This is a genomic window from Achromobacter sp. NFACC18-2 (assembly GCF_900108985.1).
In the GTDB taxonomy this organism is placed as follows: domain Bacteria; phylum Pseudomonadota; class Gammaproteobacteria; order Burkholderiales; family Burkholderiaceae_B; genus Achromobacter.
In genome coordinates this window covers 221,602-234,630 of sequence record NZ_FNYM01000009.1, presented here as the reverse complement: position 1 = coordinate 234,630, position 13,029 = coordinate 221,602, and the positions used below count along the sequence as shown (strand labels likewise).

The following is a 13,029-nucleotide window of genomic DNA, read 5'->3' as shown; positions in this document are numbered from 1 at the left end:
AAGGCTGCGCGGTGGGTTAGCATGGCCGCACGATCCATTTGAAGAGAAACCTGACATGCATACGCTGGGCCGTCTCGTCCTGCTTGTGAACGACTACGACACCGCCATCGCCTTCTACCGGGACAAGCTCGGCATGGAGGTTTTTGTCGACATGCCTGTCGGCCAGCAGCGCTATGTGCACCTGCGCCTGCACGATCAGCCCGCGGTCGGCGTGTGGCTGCTGCAGGCCCAGACGCAGGCGCAGCGCGACCGCGTGGGCGACCAGACCGGCGGCCAGCCGGTTGGGGTGTTCTACACCGACGATGTGCTGCGCGACCATGCCCAATTCGTGGCCAAGGGGGTGCGCTTCACCCGCGACCCGGTGCAAGAGGAAACCGCGGCCTACGCCCATTTCATCGACCTGTACGGCAACGAGTTCGTGCTGGTCCAGTTGAAGCAGCCGGCCTAGCGCCGGGTTCCGGACATGGCGCGCCAACCGTCACGCCAGGACTGGATCCGGCGCGCCGCGCCTTCCAGCCGCCTGGAGCGCATCGAGGCCTATTTTGGCGGCCATGGCTACGACATGCACCGCCACGACACCTACGCCATCGGGCGCACGCTGGCGGGCGTGCAAAGCTTTCACTACCGGCGCGGGCTGCGGCACAGCCTGCCGGGCGGCACCCTCGTGCTGCATCCGGACGAGGCCCACGACGGCCAGGCCGGAACCGAGGCCGGCTTTCACTACCGCATGATCTACGTGGAGCCGGCTCTCATCCAGCAGATCCTGGGCGGCCGGCCGCTGCCTTTCATCCGCGACGGCATCAGCGACGATCCCCGGCTTTACGCGGCCAGCGACGCCCTGCTGCAGGCCACGGGCCAGGCCATCGATCCGCTGCAGGAGGACGACGCCCTCTTCGAACTGGCCCACGCGCTGTGCGCGGCCGCAGGCCGCAAGACGGGCCGGCGCCTGCCCGACCATGCCGCGGCCGAGCGCGCGCGGCAGTACGTCCACGCCTCGCTGGGCCAGGCAATCACCTTGGACGACCTGGCGCGCGCGGCGGGCGCCGACCGCTGGCGCCTGTCGCGCGATTTCCGCGCGCTGTTCGGCACCAGCCCCTATCGCTACGTGATGCTGCGCCGCCTGGACCTTGCGCGCCGCCTCATCGCGGCGGGCAGCCCGCTGGCGCAGGCCGCGGCGGACGCGGGATTCACCGATCAAAGCCACCTCACGCGCCGCCATGTGCAGGCGTATGGCATGCCGCCCGACCGCTGGCGGCGGATGCTGCGGGCCTGACGCGCGGCGCCGCCAAAACCTGCTCGATCGTACAAGACGGGCCCTCGTCGCGGGCGTATCGTGAGGTCTTTCCCACCCCACGGCGACGCCTCCATGCCTTCCCCGCACCCCATCAATCTTGCCGCCAAGCTGGCGCTGATCCAGGAACACTGGATGCCCAAGGTCATCGCCGAGATGAACGACTACCAGTTCAAGCTCGTCAAGCTGCAAGGCGAGTTCGTCTGGCACGCGCATGCCGACACGGACGAGACCTTCATCGTCATCCAGGGCCGGCTGCGCATCGCGCTGCGTGACGGCGAGATCGACCTGGGCCCCGGCGAAATGACCGTGATTCCCAAGGGCGTGGAGCACAAGCCCTGTGCGCCCGAGGAAGTCCAGGTCATGCTGATCGAGCCGCGCGGCGTGGTCAACACCGGCGACCAGGGCGGGCCGCGCAGCGCGCCCAACGACGTATGGATCTGAATGCCGGCCTTTGCTAAGGTGGGGCCCGGATAAATAAGGCCCGCATCCATGAGGTCCGGGTATTTGAGGCCGGGGTATTTGAGGCCGGGGTATTTGAGACCCAGTGCGTTCGCCCCCGATGCGCGAGGCCGTAACACGCAAGGCCAGAACAGGAGAAAACCATGTCCAAAGTCATGCTGGTCACGGGCGGCAGCCGCGGTATCGGCGCCGCCGTCGCCAAGCTGGCCGCCCGCCGCGGCTACGCGGTGGGCGTCAACTATCACGCGAATGCCGATGCCGCCCAGGCCGTCGTGGACGAGATCCAGCGCGACGGCGGCACGGCCATCGCCATCCAGGGCGACGTCGCGCAGGAAGATCAGGTGATGCGCATGTTCCGCACGCTGGATGAGCGCCTGGGCAGGATCGATGCGCTGGTCAACAACGCCGGCATCCTGGAAAAGCAGATGCGCGTCGAGGAAATGGACGCCGCCCGCCTGCACCGGGTGCTGTCCACCAACGTCGTCGGCGCCTTCCTGTGCGCGCGCGAAGCGGTGCGGCGGATGTCGCCGCGCCATGGCGGCCAGGGCGGCGCCATCGTCAATGTGTCCTCGGCCGCGGCGCGCCTGGGCTCCCCGAATGAATACGTGGACTACGCGGCGTCCAAGGGCGCGATGGACACGCTGACCATCGGCCTGTCCAAGGAAGTCGCGCCCGAAGGCATCCGCGTGAACGGCGTGCGCCCCGGCACGATCTACACCGAGATGCACGCCAGCGGCGGCGAACCCGGCCGCGTCGACCGGCTCAAGAGCGTGATTCCGCTGCGCCGCGGCGGCACCGTCCAGGAGGTGGCCGGCGCGGTCATGTGGCTGTTCTCGGACGAGGCCGGCTATACCAGCGGCTCGTTCATCGAGGTATCGGGCGGCAGCTGAACGGGCTACTTGCCGCCCGTCGAGATCACGCTCTTGTCCTGCCCGGCGGAAATGCGCGCCTCGACGCGGCGCAGCACGGCCAGCACGAACAGGGCAATCAGGGTGCTGACCAAGGCGGTGGCCTCGCGCCCCATGCCCGCGGCCACGCCGATGGCGGCCGTCATCCAGATGCTGGCCGAGGTGGTGAGACCGTGGATTTCACGCTCTTGCCCCAGCTTGATGATGGCGCCCGCGCCCAGAAAGCCGATGCCGGCGATGACGCCCTGCAGCACGCGGCTCAGGTCGCCGACGTCCATGCCGCCCTGCAGCGGCACCAGCACGAAGATCGCCGCGCCCAGCGCCACCAGCATATGCGTGCGCAAGCCGGCTGCCTTGCCTTTGAGTTCGCGCTCGTAACCCAGCAGACCGCCCAGCAGGACGGCCATGCCCAAACGGAGCACGATGCGCGTCGCCTCGCCCACGTCGGGGATGTCGGCGAATTCACTACGCACCGTGGTCCAGATTTCCAGCCAGATTTCCGCCATCGACGATTCCTTGGAGCCGTGAAGCACCGAGCATAGCAGGCGGCGCGGCGATCACGGCGGACGTCCCGCGTGTCTGATTCTGTCGCATCTCAAGCCGACACGGCGCCCCCCATCCGGTTTACAACTCCTGCATGGCCGCGCCGGCCGGCGCGCATCGACAGGAGCTCCACATGGACTTGCAGCTGGCGGGTAAACGCGTGCTCATCACGGGCGCTTCCAAGGGCATCGGCCTGGCCTGCGCGATCGCCTTCGCGCGGGAAGGCGCCGAGCCGATACTGGTCGCGCGCGACGACGCCGCCTTGCATGGCGCCACCGCGGCGATCCGCGAGCAGACGGGCCGGCAGGCCGATGCGGTCACGCTGGACCTGGCCCAGCCCGGCGCGGCGGAACGCCTGTGCAAAGAGGCCGGCCCCGTCGACATCCTGGTGAACAATGCGGGCGCGGTGCCGGGCGGGGCGCTGGACCAGGTGCAGGACGAACGCTGGCGCGCGGGATGGGAACTGAAGGTGCATGGCTACATCGGCCTGGCGCGCCATTACTACCCCCGGATGCGCGAGGCGGGGTCGGGCGTCATTGCCAACATCATCGGCATGGCGGGCTCGGCCCCGCGCGCGGACTATATCTGCGGCGCGGCGGCCAACGCCTCGCTCATCGCGTTCACGCGGGCGCTGGGCGGGGAATCGCCGCGCCACGGCGTACGGGTATTCGGCGTCAATCCGTCGCGCACGCGCACCGACCGCGTGCTGACCTTGGCGCGGCAGCGCGCGCAGGCGCGCTGGGGCGATGAATCGCGGTGGCAGGACACGCTGTCGGACCTGCCGTTCGGGCGGCTGATGGAGCCGGCCGAGGTGGCCGACATGATCGTGTTCGGGGCCTCGCCCCGCGCGGGCTATCTGAGCGGCACCGTGATCGACCTGGACGGCGGCGAACAATACGCCGCGCACGGGCGCTGAGGCCCGCGCCGGCCGGCTGGCGTCAGGCAGCCGCCGCCTGCCAGCCCGCCAGCAGCGCCGGCAACTGGCGCATGTCGGTAAAGACGTGCGACACGCCCACGCTGCGCAGCGCCTGCGCGCCGCTGTGGCCATTGGCGTCCGGGCTGTAGCCGAACACCGTCGCGCCCGCAGCGACGCCCGCCGTGGCGCCGGTCACCGTGTCTTCGACGATGGCGCAGCGCCGCGGATCCACGCCCAGCGCCTGCGCGGCGGCCAGGTACACGTCCGGAAACGGCTTGCTGCGCGGCATTTCGTGACCGCTGAACACCCGGCCGCCGAAGCAGTCGGCGATTCCCACCTTGGCCAGCTGCAGTTCCACCTTGCGGCGGTCGGCGCCCGAGGCCACCGCGATGCGGCCGTCCAGCGCCTCGTGCAGGGCGCGCACGGCGTCCGGCGCGCCGGGGATTTCAAGCAGGTCTCGGTCCAGCGCGTCGTTGCGGCGCTGGCGGAACTGGTCGAACCATGCGGGCGAGATCCGGGCGCCGGTACGCGCCTCGATCAGCGGCAACTCGTCCTTGACCGCCTTTCCGGTGAAAATCTCCATCGTCTCCGCATGCGTGATGCCCCAGCCCAGTTCATTGAGCATCTCGGTCAGCACGCGGCTGGTGATGGGTTCGGAATCGACCAGGACGCCGTCGCAGTCGAACAGTACGGCGTCAAAGGGAAAATCAGTCATTGCGGAAAGCATCGGGAATATCCATGAAGCGGACAAGCATACTTCAAGCCCGCTGCCGCCCCCGGCGGAAAGGCGGTCCGGCAGCAAGCAGCGGAGTGCGGCGGCGCGCGGCCTTGCGCTAGGCTGCAAAGCCGCGCACCTTGCACCTTGACCATGACCACGCTCCCCTTCCAGCCGCTGAACACCTATGACTGGCCCCGCATCGCGCGCGAGCTGGATGCCCAGGGCTGGGCGTTGCTGCCCGGGCTGTTCGACCCCCGCGATGTGCGCCCCTGGGCGCGGGACGCGATTGCCGCCGCGCGCCCGGCGCCCGCGCAGGCGGGCCACGGCGACCAATACGCGCTGCCCGATCCCCTGCCTGCGCCGCTGCGTCAGTTGCGCGCCGACCTGCACCGCCATCTTCTTCCGGTCGCGCGGGCCTGGGCGAAGGCGCTGGGTGTGGACACGTCCTATCCCGACGACCTGGACGCCTACACGCAGCGGAACAGCCAGGCAGGCCAACGCCGCGCGCTGTCCGCCATCCAGCGGCTGCGCGCCGACGATTACCAGCCCCTGCTGATGCACGCCGACGGCGACGGCGTGTTTCCGCTGCGACTGATCGCCCTGCTGTCGGAACCCGGCCAGGACTACACAGGCGGCGAAGTCGTGATGACCGAGCAGCGCCCGCGCATGCAATCGCGCCCGATGGTCCTGCCCCTGCAATTGGGCGACGCTGCGGTAATCGCGACATCGCACCGGCCCGCCCAGGGCGGGCACGGCGCCTATCGCGTCACCGACCGTCTGGCGATCAGCCGTGTGCGCCGCGGCGAACGCCTGGGGCTCGACCTGATGCTGCACGACGCGCCATAGGCGCTCATCCCAGCGGCGACAGAAACGGCAGCAGGATCTCCAGAAAGGCCTCATGGCATTCCTCGGTGACGAAATGTCCGCAGTCGGGAATGATCGCGCCTCGCAGGTCGCTGGCGTTCTCACGCATGGTGATGAGCGGCGCGTCCCGGGTCGCGTGTTCGGCGCCGATGGCCAGCGTGGGCATTTCCAGCCTGCGCGCCGCGCGCAGCGCGTTCTGCCGGATGGTCTCGGGAATCGCGCGGTAGTAGGAGAACCCGCCCCGCAATCCGCCCGGCGCGGAATAGGCTTCGATATAGACTTCGGCCGCGACGCGGTCGCGGCGGTGCGACCACTTGTCGAACATGTACGTCAGATACGCCCGTTCCTTTCCCGCGATCAGCGTCTCGGGCAGATCGTGCAGCTGGTTGAACATGAAGTGCCACAGGAAAATGTTCTCTTCGGGCGGCGCGAAGATCGTGGGCGCGGGCGCCAGGCCCGGGATCACCGCCTCGGTCAGCGCCAGCCGGCTCACGGCGGCGGGGAAGTCGCTGGCCAGGGCATACGCCACCCACATGCCGATGTCGTGGCCCACCACCTGATACCGGGCATGGCCCAGTTGCGACATCAACTGGTGCAGCGTCGCGGCGACTGCGCCCGTGTCGTAGCCTTCTGTTGGGCGATCCGAGTCGCCCGTGCCGGGCGGATCCACCGCGATCGCCTGGTAGCCCGCCTGGGCCAGGGCCGCCAAGATGTGGCGCCAGGTGTACCAGGTCTGGGGCCAGCCCGGGATCAGCAGCACGGGCGTGCCGCTGCCTGCGACGGCGCAGTGGATGCGGTTTCCATTCACGTTGACGTATTGATGCGTGAAGGCGCTAAAGGCGCTAAAGGCGGAATTCTGATGCGTCATTGCTGCGGTTCCTGATGCGGCGTTCGCCGCTTACGCGATGCCCAGCAGGGCATTGATCTGTTGCTTGTCGATGGCGGCGCCGGCGAAATCGTCGAATACCTTCGACGTGACCGGAATGATGTGGCGGTTGATGAAGTCCACGCCTTCGCGTGCGCCCGTCTCCTGGTCCTTCAGGCAGCACTCCCACTCCAGCGTGGCCCAGCCCTGATAGTCGTAATGCGCCAGCTTCGAGAAGATCGCCTTGAAGTCCACCTGGCCGTCGCCCAGCGAACGGAACCGCCCCGCCCGGTTTATCCACGATTGGTATCCGCCGTAGATGCCCTGCCGGCCCGTCGGATTGAACTCCGCGTCCTTCACATGGAACATGCGGATGTGGTCCTTGTAGATGTCCAGGTATTGCAGGTAGTCCAGCTGCTGCAACACGAAATGGCTGGGATCGAAAAGAATGGCGCAGCGCGCGTGGCCGCCGACGCGTTCGTGGAACATTTCGAACGTGATCCCGTCGTGCAGGTCCTCGCTGGGGTGGATCTCGAAGCAGAGATTCACGCCCTGGGCGTCGCATTCGTCCAGCACAGGACGCCAGCGCCTGGCAAGCTCGTCGAACGCCGTCTCGATCAGGCCTTCCGGCCGTTGCGGAAACGGGAAGAGGTAGGGCCAGGCAAGCGACCCCGAGAACGTGCCCATGTCGGTCAGGCCCAGCCTTCTGGAGGCGCGCGCCGTGTCCAACAACCCCTGCCTCGCCCACGCCGTCCTTGCCTGCGGATTGCCTCGCGCCTGGACGGGCGCGAAGTTATCGACCATGGCGTCGTAGGCCGGATGCACGGCCAGGAGCTGGCCAAAGATATGGCTGGTCAATTCGCTGATCACCAGTCCGTGGTCGGCGAGGGTGCCCACGATCTCATCGCAATAGTCCTGGCTGGCCGCCGCCGTGGCGGCATCGAAGAAGCGCTTGTCCCACGCCGGAATCTGCAGCGCCTTGAAACCCACGTCCGCCGCCCATTGCGCAATGGCGGGCAGGCTGTTGAACGGGGCAGCGGCATCGCTGAATTGCGCCAGGTGCAGGCTGGGACCTTTTATCGTTTGCATGACTTTCCATTTCAATTGTTTGTCGACCGACAAAGAATAGGCGATATGCGGCGGCGCTGCAACTGGCGGTAAAGGAAAACCGGCGAAAGTCCGCGGCGTCGCGATGCCGCCGAGGGCCGCCGCGCTACACTGCTCGCCAGTTCATTGCACCGAGATCGACATGGCAGGCAGACCCAGAGAATTCGACCGCGACCTGGCGCTACAGCAGGCGATGCTGGCGTTCTGGAAGCAAGGCTACGAAGGCACGTCGATGGCGGATCTGGTGGCGGCGACGGGCCTGGCGTCGGCGCGTCTCTACGCTGCGTTCGGGTCCAAGCAGGACCTGTTCCGCGAAGCGGTGGCGCGATATGAGGCGGGCGATGGCGCGTTCGCCGAGAAGGCGCTGGAAGGCGCGGAGGGCGTGCGCGACGCCATCGAGAAGCTGCTGAGCGAAGCCGTGGCCACCTACACGAAACGCGGCCGCCCTCAAGGCTGCATGGTGGTCTCGGCCGCCACCAATTACGCCGCGGAAAACGAGGCAGTCATGGCGTGGCTGACGACGCATCGCAAGGCGCGCACGCAGTCCATCATCGACCGGCTGGAGTCCGCGCTGCAGGCGGGCGAACTGAAGCCCGGCACCGACGTGCAGGCATTGGGCGACTACTACGCGGTGGTGCTGCACGGGCTGTCGGTGCAAGCCCGCGACGGCGTGGGCAAGGGCCGGCTGCTGGCCCTGATCCCCCCTGCCCTGAGCGCGCTGGACGCCGTCACGCGCTAGCCGGCATTACCTGCGCCGAGATCAGTTTTCCGCCGTGATGTGGCCGTCGGCCACGACCTTGGCGAAGACGTCAGTCTGCGCCTTGATGAAGGCGCGGAACTCATCCTGGCTCATGGGCTGCACTTCGCCGCCCAGTTCGCGGATACTGGCCACGAACTTCTCGTCCTTCAGGCTGCGCCCGATCGCCGCGGCCAGCTTCTGCTGCACCTCGGGCTTTGTTCCCGACGGCACGAACACGCCAAACCAGTTTTCCAGCGCATAGTCCTTGAGCGGCGCGTACTCCGCCAGGGCCGGGATATCCGGCGCAAACGAGGCGCGCTTTGCGGACGTGACCGCCAGCGGCTTGACCTTGCCGCTCTTGATGAACGGCAAGGCGCCCGCCAGGCTGACGAAAGTCAGGTCCACGCTGCCCGCGGCCACATCCACCAGTTGGGCCGATGCGCCCTTGTACGGCACGTGCACCATCTTGATCCCGGCCAGCGACTGCAGCAGTTCGCCGTTCAGGTGCTGCGGATTGCCCACGCCGCTGGTCGCGTAGGTCAGCTTGTCCGGATTGGCACGGCCATAGGCCACCAGTTGTTCCACATTGGCCACCGGCAGCTTGGGATTGGCGACCAGCACATTGGGCACGCGGGCGATCAGCGCGATCGGCGCCAGGTCCTTGTCCGGCTGGTACTGCATCTTGCCCTTGAAAACCAGGGGGTTGATGGCCGTTTCGCCGGCGGAGCCCAGCAGCAGCGTCGCGCCGTCCGGCGCGGACCGCACGACCGCCTGCGCGCCCAGCATGCCGCTGGCGCCCGGCTTGTTCTCCACCACCACGCCCTGCGGCAGTTCACTGCGCAGGCGCTCGGCCAGCAACCTGCCCATGCTGTCCACGCCGCCGCCGGCAGCAAAAGGCACGATCAGGGTGACGGGGCGGCCCGAAGGCGGGTCCGCGGCATAGAGCGGGGAAGCGGCCAGCGCCAGGACCGCGGCGGCGGCGAGGGTACGGATTGGGGACATGTCTCTCTCCTGTGAGGCCGGTTTCATTGACGGCCGGGTTTTTACTTAATTGCATTTTATAGATGCAATATGCAAAACTGGCAGCTATGGAAAACACCAATGCCCCGCTGCCCCGCGCCAGCTTCGTCCTGGATGGCGTGCGCTACACCTATCCGGACCTGCCCGCCCAGTACGGCGCGGACTATTTCCGGCTGCCCGTCGTGCTGCGCCTGCTGCTGGAAAACGCCCTGCGCAACATGCAGGGCGCGGAGCGCGACGCGGCCGTCGCCGCGCTGTTCGGTTGGCTGGAGCACGGCACCAGCGAAGCCGAGATCGCCTTCCAGCCGGGGCGCGTGCTGATGCACGACACCACCAGCACGCCCGCGCTGGTAGACATCGCCGCGATGCGCGACGCGCTAGCCGAGGCTGGCGTCGACCCCGCCGTCCTCAATCCGGTGCTGCCTGTAGACGTGTCCGTGGACCATTCTCTGGCGGTCGAGGCCTATGCCCGCGCCGACGCGGCGTCTCTCAACCTGGACCTGGAACTGCGCCGCAACGCGGAGCGCTACCGCTTTCTGCGCTGGGCGTCCAAGGCGCTGACGAACGTGCGCATCCATCCGCCGGGCACCGGCATCATGCACACCATCAACCTGGAGCAGCTCGCCACACTGGTCTGCCAGCAGCCCGGCGCAGACGGCATCGCCCTCTATCCCGACATGATGATCGGCACCGACAGCCATACGCCGATGATCAACGGCATCGGCGTGCTGGGCTGGGGCGTGGGCGGCCTGGAAGCGCAGACCGTCATGTTCGGCATGCCCACGATGCTGCGCGTCCCGGACGTCATCGGCGTCCGGCTGACCGGCGCGCTCGGGCCGGGCGTCACCGCGACCGACCTGGCCCTGACCGTGACGCAGCGCCTGCGCGCCATCCAGGTGTCGGGCGAGTTCGTGGAGTTCTTCGGCCCTGGCGCCGCCACGCTGCCGGCGGGCAGTCGCTGCGTGGTGGCCAACATGGCGCCCGAATACGGCGCGACCACCGGTTACTTCCCGATCGACGCCGAAACCCTGGCCTACCTGCGGCAGACGGGCCGCACCGAAGCGCACATCGCGCGGATCCAGGCCTACGCCGAACGGACCGGCTTCGCCCTGGACCCGGCCGCCGAACCCCGCTACAGCCGCGTGGTCGACATTGCGCTGGACGCGGTGCAGATGCACGTGGCAGGCCCCCGGCGGCCGCAGGACCTGCATCCGTACGGCGACACCCGCGACATCCTGGCCGGCCTCGCCTTCGCGCCGCGCGCGCACGGCGCGCTGCCTCGGCACGCCATCGCCATCGCCGCGATCACTAGCTGCACCAACACGTCCGACCCGCGCCTGCTGATGGCGGCCGGGCTGCTTGCCCGCAAGGCGCGCCAGGCGGGCCTGCGGGCCGCGCCGTGGGTCAAGACCTCGCTGGGTCCCGGTTCGCCGGCCGCCGCCGATTACCTGGCGCGCGCCGGCCTGCTGGACGACCTGGCCGCGGTGGGCTTCGATATCGTTGGGTACGGCTGCACCACCTGCATCGGCAATTCGGGGCCGCTGCCCGACGCCATGCGCGACGCCATGGCCGCGGGCGCCGTCCACCCCGTCGCGGTGCTGTCCGGCAACCGCAACTTCACCGGACGCATCCACCCCGACCTGGACCTGGGCTTTCTGATGTCGCCGCCCCTGGTGGTTGCCTTCGCGCTGGCCGGCGACGCCGAGAAAGACCTGAGCCGCGAACCGGTGCAGGTCGCCCCCGACGGCCGCGCCGTCTACCTGAGCGACCTGTGGCCCCCCGACGCGGACATCGACGCGGCGCTGGCGGCGGGGCTGCGGCCCGGCGACTACCGCGCGGCCTTCAAGATCGCCAGCGCCAACCCCGCGTGGCAGGCGCTGCAATCCCCGGACTCGGCGCGGTTTCCGTGGGACGACGCGTCCACCGCCCTGCGCCGGCCGCCGTTCGCCAGCATCGACGCGGGCAGCCAGCTTGGCCGCTACGTCGCGCATCCGCTGCTGGTGCTGGGCGACGATGTGACCACCGACCACCTCTCGCCCGCCAGTGCCATTCCCCCGGATAGCCTGATCGCGGACTTCCTGGTCGAACGCGGCGACGACCGCAACGACCTGAACGTGTTCGCGTCGCGCCGCGGCAACTGGCAGGTCATGATGCGCGCCGCCTTCTACAGCAAGAGCCTGCGCAACCTGCTGTGCCCGGACGCCCCCGTCGGCCATACGCTGCACGTGCCGAGCGGCACGCTGGAGCCGATCTGGGAAGCCGCGGCGCACTATGCCCAGGCGTCGCAGCCCGTCGTGCTGGTGGCCGGCGAACGCTTCGGCACCGGGTCGTCGCGCGACTGGGCGGCCAAGGGCCAGCGCCTGCTGGGCATCCGCGCGGTGCTGGCGGTCAGCTTCGAACGCATCCACCGGTCCAACCTGATCGGCATGGGCATCCTGCCGCTGCGCCTGCCGGCCGGCGTCACGCCCGCCACCTTGCAGCTGGCTCCGGGCGACCGGATCGAGATCGATGCCCAGGCCGCGGCGCTGACGCCCCGCGCCGGCGTGCCGGTGCGCATCCTGCGCGCCGCCGGCGGCATCGAGGCGCTGAGCGCGACCGCCGCCGTCGAGACCGGACTGGAGATCCGGCTGTTGCGGATGGGCGGAGTCATTCCCGCTATCCTGTCGGACACCCTGTCCTCGGCCGTCAATCGCCCATGAGCGCGCAAACCAATACCGTCACGAAAATCCTCGAGCTGATCCAGGAAGACCGCCTGCCCGAAGGGGCCCATCTCGGGGCGCAGCAGATCGCCGACCGGCTGCGGCTTTCACGGTCGCCGGTCAATGATGCGCTGGGCATCCTGGAGCAGCACGGCGTCGTGGCGCGCAAGCCCAATCGCGGCTATTTTCTGCTGCGGGATTTCGACGCGATGGATCAAGCCCCCGCCGACCTCGCGCCCCCGGCGGCGGACGATATTGTGACGCAAAGCTATTTCAGGCTGGCCGACGAGCTCCTGCGCGGCGCGCTGCCCATGCAATGCAGCGAAGCTCAGCTGCGGACGCGCTACGCGCTGACCAACGCGCAGGTCCAGGCCCTGCTGGCGCGCATCTCGAACGAAGGCTGGGCCCAGCGCCGGCCCGGCTACGGCTGGGAATTCTCGTCCATGATGACCACGCCCGACAGCCTGCTGCAGTCCTATCGGCTGCGCCTGGCGCTGGAACCGGCCGCGCTGCTCGAACCGGGGTTCCGCATCGAAAAGCAGGTGCTGGCGCGTTGCCGCGCGGCGGAAATGCACCTGCTGGAAGGCGGCATCGCAACCGATACGGCCGATCAGCTCCACGACCGCGGGGTGCGCTTCCACGAGTCGCTGGTGGAAGCGTCCGGCAATCCGTTCTTCATCGACACGATCAGGCGCGTCAACCGCGTGCGCCGCCTGCTGTCATACCGGTCCATGCAGGACCGCAGCCGCTACAAGCAGCATTGCGACCAGCATCTGGCCATCCTCGACCTGCTGGAACGCGAGCGCAACGAAGACGCGGCCGAGGCGCTGGCCAGCCATCTGCGCAGCACGCTGGACAACCTGGCCCGCATCAGCGGCATCCTGGCTTCTTAGGCCG

The 13,029-nt window shown here is 68.6% G+C and carries 14 protein-coding genes; 9 read left to right on the top strand and 5 right to left on the bottom strand.

The genetic code is table 11. From position 1 onward, the window contains the following. Positions 1 to 55: 55 nt before the first annotated feature. From BMW75_RS16180 to BMW75_RS16165, 4 genes are all read left to right on the top strand, one after another. Complete coding sequence (locus BMW75_RS16180; RefSeq protein ID WP_092580748.1) at positions 56 to 448, top strand: VOC family protein; 393 nt, start codon at positions 56 to 58, stop codon at positions 446 to 448. Between the two features lie 15 nt (positions 449 to 463). After that, a complete protein-coding gene (locus BMW75_RS16175) occupies positions 464 to 1,273 on the top strand; it encodes an AraC family transcriptional regulator (protein WP_092580746.1) in 810 nt (269 codons plus the stop codon). A 93-nt stretch (positions 1,274 to 1,366) separates the two neighbouring features. Next, positions 1,367 to 1,735, top strand: a complete 369-nt coding sequence (locus tag BMW75_RS16170; RefSeq protein ID WP_076516340.1) for a cupin domain-containing protein — start codon at positions 1,367 to 1,369, stop codon at positions 1,733 to 1,735. A gap of 161 nt (positions 1,736 to 1,896) precedes the next feature. Further along, positions 1,897 to 2,643: an SDR family oxidoreductase gene (locus tag BMW75_RS16165; protein WP_092580744.1), complete on the top strand. Its 747-nt coding sequence runs from the start codon at positions 1,897 to 1,899 to the stop codon at positions 2,641 to 2,643. Between the two features lie 5 nt (positions 2,644 to 2,648). On the opposite strand, the gene BMW75_RS16160 is transcribed toward BMW75_RS16165, so the two are convergent. Beyond that, positions 2,649 to 3,167: an MgtC/SapB family protein gene (locus BMW75_RS16160; RefSeq protein ID WP_076516344.1), complete on the bottom strand. Its 519-nt coding sequence runs from the start codon at positions 3,165 to 3,167 to the stop codon at positions 2,649 to 2,651. Between the two features lie 170 nt (positions 3,168 to 3,337). On the opposite strand from BMW75_RS16160, the gene BMW75_RS16155 reads away from it, so the two are divergent. Further along, positions 3,338 to 4,120, top strand: a complete 783-nt coding sequence (locus BMW75_RS16155; RefSeq protein WP_092580743.1) for an SDR family oxidoreductase — start codon at positions 3,338 to 3,340, stop codon at positions 4,118 to 4,120. Positions 4,121 to 4,142: 22 nt separating this feature from the next. Here the strand turns inward: BMW75_RS16155 and BMW75_RS16150 are convergent, their stop codons facing one another. Beyond that, positions 4,143 to 4,835 carry an HAD family hydrolase gene (locus tag BMW75_RS16150; RefSeq protein WP_092580828.1) on the bottom strand — a complete coding sequence of 231 codons (693 nt, stop codon included), beginning with the start codon at positions 4,833 to 4,835 and terminating at the stop codon, positions 4,143 to 4,145. A gap of 153 nt (positions 4,836 to 4,988) precedes the next feature. Between BMW75_RS16150 and BMW75_RS16145 the strand changes: the two genes are divergently transcribed. Further along, positions 4,989 to 5,684, top strand: a complete 696-nt coding sequence (locus tag BMW75_RS16145) for a 2OG-Fe(II) oxygenase (RefSeq protein ID WP_092580741.1) — start codon at positions 4,989 to 4,991, stop codon at positions 5,682 to 5,684. A 4-nt stretch (positions 5,685 to 5,688) separates the two neighbouring features. On the opposite strand, the gene BMW75_RS16140 is transcribed toward BMW75_RS16145, so the two are convergent. After that, positions 5,689 to 6,570, bottom strand: a complete 882-nt coding sequence (locus BMW75_RS16140; RefSeq protein ID WP_092580739.1) for an alpha/beta fold hydrolase — start codon at positions 6,568 to 6,570, stop codon at positions 5,689 to 5,691. 30 nt (positions 6,571 to 6,600) lie between these two features. Then, a complete protein-coding gene (locus BMW75_RS16135; RefSeq protein ID WP_092580737.1) occupies positions 6,601 to 7,656 on the bottom strand; it encodes a sugar phosphate isomerase/epimerase family protein in 1,056 nt (351 codons plus the stop codon). A 160-nt stretch (positions 7,657 to 7,816) separates the two neighbouring features. On the opposite strand from BMW75_RS16135, the gene BMW75_RS16130 reads away from it, so the two are divergent. Further along, on the top strand, positions 7,817 to 8,413 hold the full coding sequence (locus tag BMW75_RS16130; RefSeq protein ID WP_092580735.1) for a TetR/AcrR family transcriptional regulator: 597 nt from the start codon (positions 7,817 to 7,819) through the stop codon (positions 8,411 to 8,413). A 21-nt stretch (positions 8,414 to 8,434) separates the two neighbouring features. Here BMW75_RS16130 and BMW75_RS16125 read toward each other — a convergent pair whose 3' ends face one another. Further along, positions 8,435 to 9,415 (bottom strand): Bug family tripartite tricarboxylate transporter substrate binding protein, encoded by a 981-nt coding sequence (locus BMW75_RS16125; protein ID WP_092580733.1) that lies wholly within the window; start codon positions 9,413 to 9,415, stop codon positions 8,435 to 8,437. Between the two features lie 86 nt (positions 9,416 to 9,501). Here BMW75_RS16125 and acnA point away from each other — a divergent pair, with 86 nt between their 5' ends. Both acnA and BMW75_RS16115 read left to right on the top strand, forming a co-directional pair. Further along, on the top strand, positions 9,502 to 12,132 hold the full coding sequence (acnA, locus tag BMW75_RS16120) for an aconitate hydratase AcnA (RefSeq protein ID WP_092580731.1): 2,631 nt from the start codon (positions 9,502 to 9,504) through the stop codon (positions 12,130 to 12,132). Then, positions 12,129 to 13,025: a GntR family transcriptional regulator gene (locus BMW75_RS16115; RefSeq protein WP_092580729.1), complete on the top strand. Its 897-nt coding sequence runs from the start codon at positions 12,129 to 12,131 to the stop codon at positions 13,023 to 13,025. Before acnA ends, BMW75_RS16115 begins: the two co-directional genes overlap by 4 nt. The last annotated feature ends 4 nt before the right edge of the window (positions 13,026 to 13,029 follow it).

Excerpts from the sequence above, each read along its gene's own strand:
- BMW75_RS16140 (WP_092580739.1), bottom strand. The coding sequence starts at position 6,570 with ATGACGCATCAGAATTCCGCCTTTAGCGCCTTTAGCGCCTTCACGCAT.
- BMW75_RS16150 (WP_092580828.1), bottom strand. The coding sequence starts at position 4,835 with ATGACTGATTTTCCCTTTGACGCCGTACTGTTCGACTGCGACGGCGTC.
- BMW75_RS16130 (WP_092580735.1), top strand. The coding sequence starts at position 7,817 with ATGGCAGGCAGACCCAGAGAATTCGACCGCGACCTGGCGCTACAGCAG.
- BMW75_RS16125 (WP_092580733.1), bottom strand. The coding sequence starts at position 9,415 with ATGTCCCCAATCCGTACCCTCGCCGCCGCCGCGGTCCTGGCGCTGGCC.
- BMW75_RS16165 (WP_092580744.1), top strand. The coding sequence starts at position 1,897 with ATGTCCAAAGTCATGCTGGTCACGGGCGGCAGCCGCGGTATCGGCGCC.
- BMW75_RS16135 (WP_092580737.1), bottom strand. The coding sequence starts at position 7,656 with ATGCAAACGATAAAAGGTCCCAGCCTGCACCTGGCGCAATTCAGCGAT.
- BMW75_RS16180 (WP_092580748.1), top strand. The coding sequence starts at position 56 with ATGCATACGCTGGGCCGTCTCGTCCTGCTTGTGAACGACTACGACACC.
- BMW75_RS16115 (WP_092580729.1), top strand. The coding sequence starts at position 12,129 with ATGAGCGCGCAAACCAATACCGTCACGAAAATCCTCGAGCTGATCCAG.
- BMW75_RS16145 (WP_092580741.1), top strand. The coding sequence starts at position 4,989 with ATGACCACGCTCCCCTTCCAGCCGCTGAACACCTATGACTGGCCCCGC.
- BMW75_RS16170 (WP_076516340.1), top strand. The coding sequence starts at position 1,367 with ATGCCTTCCCCGCACCCCATCAATCTTGCCGCCAAGCTGGCGCTGATC.
- BMW75_RS16155 (WP_092580743.1), top strand. The coding sequence starts at position 3,338 with ATGGACTTGCAGCTGGCGGGTAAACGCGTGCTCATCACGGGCGCTTCC.
- acnA (WP_092580731.1), top strand. The coding sequence starts at position 9,502 with ATGGAAAACACCAATGCCCCGCTGCCCCGCGCCAGCTTCGTCCTGGAT.
- BMW75_RS16160 (WP_076516344.1), bottom strand. The coding sequence starts at position 3,167 with ATGGCGGAAATCTGGCTGGAAATCTGGACCACGGTGCGTAGTGAATTC.
- BMW75_RS16175 (WP_092580746.1), top strand. The coding sequence starts at position 464 with ATGGCGCGCCAACCGTCACGCCAGGACTGGATCCGGCGCGCCGCGCCT.